Origin of the sequence: Rhodococcus erythropolis NBRC 15567 (assembly GCF_001552595.1) — a bacterium.
Taxonomy (GTDB): Bacteria; Actinomycetota; Actinomycetes; order Mycobacteriales; family Mycobacteriaceae; genus Rhodococcus_F; species Rhodococcus_F erythropolis.
Genome location: NZ_BCRM01000002.1, coordinates 241,827 through 247,830, shown reverse-complemented (window position 1 = coordinate 247,830; position 6,004 = coordinate 241,827). Strand labels below are relative to the sequence as shown.

Genomic DNA, 6,004 nt, shown 5'->3' with positions numbered 1-6,004 from the left:
CGTCCGGACGTCGTACTGATGGATATCCGAATGCCTCACGGTGACGGGTTGACCGCGACCAGGGAGGTCCTTGCCGAGTTTCCGGCGACCCGCGTCGTCGTGATCACCACGTTCGATCTCGACGAGTACGTTTTCGAGGCGCTCGACAGTGGCGCCGCAGGGTTCCTGCTCAAAGACGCCGATCCAGAGGAGCTCTCGTCGGCAGTGCTGACCGTGGCCGAGGGTGGCTCGGTGCTCTCTCCGAGATTGACGTCGAGACTGATCGTGGAGTTCGCGAGGCGCAAACCGGCACCGATGTCCACAGCGCGCTCCGGATCGGATCACGGTCTCAGCGCGCGTGAAATGGATGTGGTGCAGTTGTTGTCACAAGGCTTGGGAAACAACGACATCGCAGATTCCCTCAGCCTCGAGCAGAGCACGGTGAAGTCGCACATCAGCAACATCTGCAAGAAGCTGCAGGTGCGTACCCGTGTGCAGATCGTCATCTGGGCGTACCGAAACAACGTGATCGCCGTATCGCGCTGACGCACGGGACGCTGCGGCGCATCCGGCACGGCGCGGGCAGAGAAAGTCCACGTGCCCCGGGTTCGACCCCTCGTCGAACCCGGGGCAGCTGGATCGCTCAGCCCAGCAGTTTGGCTTTGAGCGTCATGACGGTCGCCGGACTCAGACCCAAGCCCTCGGTCAGGTAACGATCGACCGACCCGTAGGTCTGGTCCAACTGGGCGAGGCCGGCATCGAGATAGCTTGCCTCGACTCCCAACAGGGGCTCCATGTTGACGGCCATCTGTTCGCCCAGGCTCGCTGCGATACCCGCGCGCGTGGCCTTCATGCCTTCGGCTGTGTATTCGTTGGTCAGCAAGTAGTCATTCATGATCACTGAGCGGTCGACACCGGCGATGCTCAGCAGCAGAAACGACGTCCAGCCGGTGCGGTCTTTACCTGCAGTGCAATGGAAGACCTGTGCGCCTTCGGTTTCCGCGAGGCCCGTGAGCAACTGTGCGAACCCGGCTCGCTCCGTCGCTCCGGTGACGAAGGCGCGGTTCATGTCCTGCATCATCGATCGTGAGTCATCGGGGGACTTGATCTTCGCGACCATCTCGGCGATGTTCCCGGACAGGATCGGAATGTTCTCGTACGCAACCCCGTTGGGCAGGACATCCGGCTTGCTGGCGATCTCGGGTTCCGTGCGCAGATCGTAAACCTTTGTCAGTCCCAGCTTTTCGAGAATGCTCATGTCATCGCCCTTGGGCGTGATCGCGTTCGCGCGGTAGAAGACTCCCTTGTTCACGGGCAGACCGAGAGTTCCCGAGTATCCGGCGCCGGTGCCTGCGACGTCGCGGAAATTGTCGATCCCGGTCAGCCGCGGAGCATCTGGGGTTTGCTCGGCACTGCCGAAGTTGCTGGATCCGAAATCCAGTGAGCCGAACTGTGGAGCCGAGGGGGCAGGTCCGGCGTGCGCGATCGAGGCGCCGAAACCGGTGATGAGAAAGCTGCTGGTCAACGCAATGGCCGCGGCAGACCGTAGCGAGCACGTGCGGGTGGATCGGGACATGTGTGAGCCCTTCGTCGAGCGGAGAGAGTGGCTGGTCGATGAGGTATCGCGAAGGCAAGGTAGCGAGTTCGCGTGTCCGATTCGAGAGGAATCTTGCTTTGCTCCCTCTCAGTGGGAGGCGTGCTGCTGTGAGCGTGAGTGACTCGGGAGGCGCAGTTCATTCCTCGAGACCTGTGTTTGTGTAAAGGTCCAGTGCCCTGATATTGGTTAGCCTCACCAAATCAATTCCGGAGCAGTCCGGTGCGTTCAGATGGAGTTCAACATGCGGGTTCAAGGTCTGTCGTGGTTTCGCCGCGCAGTGGTGATCGGCGCAGCAGCTGCGCTGGCGGTCGGCGTCGCCGGCTGCAGCAACTCCGAGGAGGCGTCGTCCGAATCGTCGACGACAGCCGCGAGCTCGCAGACCCGTGTCTTCGAGGCACAGAACGGATCCATCGAGATCCCGAGCGACCCGCAGCGGATCGTGGCCTGCGGATACGCAGTTCTGCCGCTGATTCAGGCGGGAGCGAACCTGGCAGCAGTATGTGAGTGGACCCGTGAACTCGGCAATATGGACGACAAGACCAAGGCCGCTTACGAAGCTCTGCCGAAGGTCGCGCCCGACGGCAACGTCTCCCAGCTCAACTACGAGGGAATCGTCGCTGCCGAGCCCGATCTGATCATCATGGGTGTTCCCGCTCGTGTCGAAAGCCAGCTGGACATGGCGCAGCTCAAGGCGGCCGCTCCCGTCGTCTTCCTGGGACCGACGGTTCCTGCTGATTGGCGAGTGCTGGGCGAGCAGTTCGCCGATGCCGCGAATGTCTCCGACACCTACGGCGAGTTCAAGGACGACTACGACGCCAAAACCGTCGAACTGGCCGCGAAGTACAAGGACAAGCTCGGCTCGCTGACCTTCGGCGGCGTGTGCAACGTCTGCAAGCCGGAGGCCGGCACCTTCTCACGCGAGTACGCGTCTTCGTACACGACCAATCTCTTCGACGGACTCGGACTGCAGTTCCCCGGCACCCCCGCAGACCCCGCCGGCATCCACGTCGAACAGGTATCCATCGAGAAGATCGGCGAAAATCTCGGAAATGTCGACGTGATCGTCTACGGCCTCAACGCCGACGGCTCGATGTCTCCGCAGTTGCAGGAGCTGGTCAATTCCGAGCTGTGGAAGGAATTGCCCGCAGTGAAGGCCGGCAACGTCGTCCAGGTCCAGCATTCGTTGGCCGCGACCTATCAGACGGCTCTTCTGACGCTGGATTCGATCGACGAGGGCCTGTCGAAGCTGCCCGCAAACCAGTAGTTCATCGACTGTGACGGTGGCCTCTCGCCTGCTGGCGAGGGGCCACCTGCATATCCGGATGAGCAGGGCGGACAGCTCTCCGAACGGCGAGGACGCTTACCTGTCCCGGCTACCGGGGTTCTGTACGAACTGCGAACGCCCGATAGGGTGACCGGGTGCGTCCTACACTTGATTCCTACACTCATCTGGCCGGTGGCAAGGTCCGTGACCTTTACACGATCGACGACGAGCATCTGCTGCTTGTCGCGAGTGATCGGATCTCGGCCTACGACCACGTGCTCAGCACGCCGATCCCGGACAAGGGTCGCGTGCTCACCGCGATGAGCGTGTTCTTCTTCAACGTCCTCGGCGGCACCAACCACCTGGCCGGCGAGCCCGACGACGATCGCATCCCGGAAGAGGTTCTCGGCCGCGCGCTCGTAGTGCGCTCCCTCGACATGGTTCCCGTCGAATGCGTCGTTCGTGGCTTCCTCACCGGCTCCGGCCTGGTCGACTACAACAACACCGGCGCAGTGTGCGGCGTCGCGTTGCCCGAGGGCCTCGTCGAGGCGTCGCGGCTGCCCGACCCGATCTTCACCCCGGCGTCCAAGGCAGCTCTCGGGGATCACGACGAGAACATCAGCTTCGATCAGGTAGTGGAGAAGGTCGGCCAGAAGCTGGCAGTGCAGCTTCGCGAGGACACTCTCGACGTTTATGCCCGCGCCTCCAACTTCGCGGCCGATCGCGGAATCATCCTTGCGGACACCAAGCTCGAATTCGGTCTCGACTCCGGTGGAAACCTCGTGCTCGCCGACGAGGTGCTCACCCCCGACTCGTCGCGCTACTGGCCTCTCGAAGGCTACGAAGCGGGCAAGGTGCAGCCCAGTTTCGACAAGCAGTTCGTGCGCGACTGGCTCACGAGCCCCGAATCCGGCTGGGACCGTAGCTCGGACACGACACCGCCGCCGTTGCCGCAGGAGATCGTCGACGCGACTCGGGCACGCTACATCGAGGCGTACGAGCGCATTTCCGGTCTGTCCTTCGACGATTGGGTCGGTCCCAGCGCATGAGCCTGATCCCGCCGGTCGCAAAGAAGGTCCCCGCCGAACGTACCCATCACGGACACACGTTCGTCGATGACTACGAGTGGCTGCGGGACAAGGACAACGCCGAGGTAGTCGCATACCTCGAAGCCGAAAACGCGTACACCGACGAGCAGACGGCCGCGCTCGAGCCGTTGCGCGAGAAGATCTTCCAGGAGATCAAGTCGCGGACGCAGGAAACCGACATGTCGGTGCCCACTCGCATGGGTAAGTGGTGGTACTACTCGCGCAGCGTGGAAGGCAAGTCGTACACCGTCCAGTGCCGGTGCCCCATCGCCGGTGAAGACGACTGGACTCCGCCCAACCTGACGCCCGGCGTCGAGCTGGCCGGCGAGCAGATCCTCATGGACGGCAACGTCGAAGCCGAAGGGCACGAGTTCTTTTCGCTCGGCGCGTTCTCCATCAGCGAGGACGGCACGTTGCTCGCGTACTCGGTGGACATCGTCGGCGACGAGCGGTACACCTTGCGGTTCAAGAACCTCGAGACCGGTGAGATGCTCGCCGACGAGATTCCCGATACCGCGCCTGGCGCCACCTGGGCGATCGACCACAGTCACGTCTTCTACATGACGGTCGACGATTCCTGGCGTCCGGACACCGTGTGGCGTCACAAGCTGGGAACGCCGCAGAGTCAAGATGTTTCGGTGTTCCACGAGCCCGACGAGCGGTACTGGGTTTCGGTGGGGTCTACCCGCAGTGAGAAGTACCTGATGATCTGGGTCGGTTCCAAGGTGACCAGCGAAGGCTGGATGCTGGAATCGGCGAACCCGGAAGGCGACTTCCGCGTCATCATCCCGCGTCGCGAGGGCGTCGAGTACGGCGCTGAACACGCGGTGATCGGGGGAGAGGACCGCTTCCTGATCCTCCACAACGACGTCGTGGACGGAGTCAAGGCCGAGAACTTCGTGTTGGTGGAAGCTCCTGTGTCGGATCCGACAAACATGACGACGCTGATCGAGCACAGCGCAGACGTTCGTCTGGAAGAAGCCGAAGCCTTTGCCGGACACCTCGTCCTGAGCTACCGCCGCGAGGCGCTCACTCGGGTTGCCGTGTGGCCGTTGACGGATGACGGCTACGGCGAGCGTCACGAAATCGACTTCGACGAAGAACTCTTCAGCATCGGTATGGGGTCCAACCCGGAATGGGCGCAGCCCACCATCCGACTCGGCTTCACGTCGTTCATCACTCCCGGGCAGGTGTACGACTACTACGTCGCCAGTGGTGAACTGGCACTGCGCAAGTCGCAGCCTGTTCTCGGTGACTTCGATGCGAGTAATTACGAGCAGCGTCGCGACTGGGCAGTGGCCGACGACGGAACCCGCATTCCGCTCTCGATCGTGAGGCGCGTAGGTGCGCCGGAAGGTCCCGCGCCGCTGCTGTTGTACGGCTACGGTTCCTACGAGGCGAGCATCGACCCGTCGTTCTCGGTTGCCCGCTTGTCGTTGCTCGATCGCGGCGTCGTCTTCGTGGTCGCACACGTGCGCGGCGGCGGCGAGATGGGTCGTCACTGGTACGAAAACGGCAAGACGCTCACGAAGAAGAATACCTTCACCGATTTTGTCTCGTGCGCAAAGCATTTGATCGACACCGGTGTCACGGCGGCCGATCGGATGGTTGCCGACGGCGGTAGTGCGGGTGGATTGCTGATGGGGGCTGTCGCCAATCTCGCTCCGGAACTGTTTGCCGGCATTCTCGCCAATGTTCCGTTTGTCGACCCGCTGACGTCGATTCTCGATCCGTCGCTACCGTTGACGGTCATCGAGTGGGACGAATGGGGAGATCCGCTGCACAACAAGGACGTCTACGACTACATGCGCTCGTACAGCCCGTACGAGAACGTGGAAGCCAAGGACTATCCCGCCATTCTTGCGATCACGAGCATCAACGACACCCGCGTTCTGTACGTGGAGCCGGCCAAGTGGGTCGCGAAACTGCGCGCCACGAAGACCGGTGATGCTCCGCTACTTCTCAAGACCGAGATGAGCGCCGGACACGGCGGTGTCAGCGGTCGGTACGAGAAGTGGAAAGAGGTCGCATTCGAGTTCGCCTGGGTTCTCGACACGGTTGGCGCAAACTAGATTC

At 62.3% G+C, this 6,004-nt stretch carries 5 protein-coding genes; 4 read left to right on the top strand and 1 reads right to left on the bottom strand.

Annotated features, from left to right (window positions below; all coding sequences use genetic code 11):
- A partial coding sequence (locus tag RE4_RS07745; RefSeq protein ID WP_060938375.1) for a LuxR C-terminal-related transcriptional regulator occupies nucleotides 1-525 on the top strand: 525 nt, incomplete at its 5' end.
- A gap of 97 nt (nucleotides 526-622) precedes the next feature.
- On the opposite strand, the gene RE4_RS07740 is transcribed toward RE4_RS07745, so the two are convergent.
- Nucleotides 623-1,555: a tyrosine-protein phosphatase gene (locus RE4_RS07740; RefSeq protein ID WP_060938360.1), complete on the bottom strand. Its 933-nt coding sequence runs from the start codon at nucleotides 1,553-1,555 to the stop codon at nucleotides 623-625.
- 250 nt (nucleotides 1,556-1,805) lie between these two features.
- Between RE4_RS07740 and RE4_RS07735 the strand changes: the two genes are divergently transcribed.
- The 3 genes from RE4_RS07735 to RE4_RS07725 all read left to right on the top strand — a co-directional run bounded on the left by RE4_RS07735 (nucleotide 1,806) and on the right by RE4_RS07725 (nucleotide 6,000).
- A complete protein-coding gene (locus tag RE4_RS07735; protein ID WP_081098323.1) occupies nucleotides 1,806-2,840 on the top strand; it encodes an ABC transporter substrate-binding protein in 1,035 nt (344 codons plus the stop codon).
- A gap of 155 nt (nucleotides 2,841-2,995) precedes the next feature.
- Nucleotides 2,996-3,889 carry a phosphoribosylaminoimidazolesuccinocarboxamide synthase gene (locus RE4_RS07730; protein ID WP_019747067.1) on the top strand — a complete coding sequence of 298 codons (894 nt, stop codon included), beginning with the start codon at nucleotides 2,996-2,998 and terminating at the stop codon, nucleotides 3,887-3,889.
- The gene (locus RE4_RS07725) at nucleotides 3,886-6,000 is read left to right on the top strand and encodes a S9 family peptidase (RefSeq protein WP_019747068.1); all 2,115 of its coding nucleotides are present in this window, start codon (nucleotides 3,886-3,888) and stop codon (nucleotides 5,998-6,000) included. Before RE4_RS07730 ends, RE4_RS07725 begins: the two co-directional genes overlap by 4 nt.
- Nucleotides 6,001-6,004 lie beyond the last annotated feature (4 nt).

Bases quoted from the DNA above. Each gene is read 5' to 3' on its own strand.
- RE4_RS07725 (WP_019747068.1), top strand. From the start codon at position 3,886: ATGAGCCTGATCCCGCCGGTCGCAAAGAAGGTCCCCGCCGAACGTACC.
- RE4_RS07740 (WP_060938360.1), bottom strand. From the start codon at position 1,555: ATGTCCCGATCCACCCGCACGTGCTCGCTACGGTCTGCCGCGGCCATT.
- RE4_RS07735 (WP_081098323.1), top strand. From the start codon at position 1,806: ATGGAGTTCAACATGCGGGTTCAAGGTCTGTCGTGGTTTCGCCGCGCA.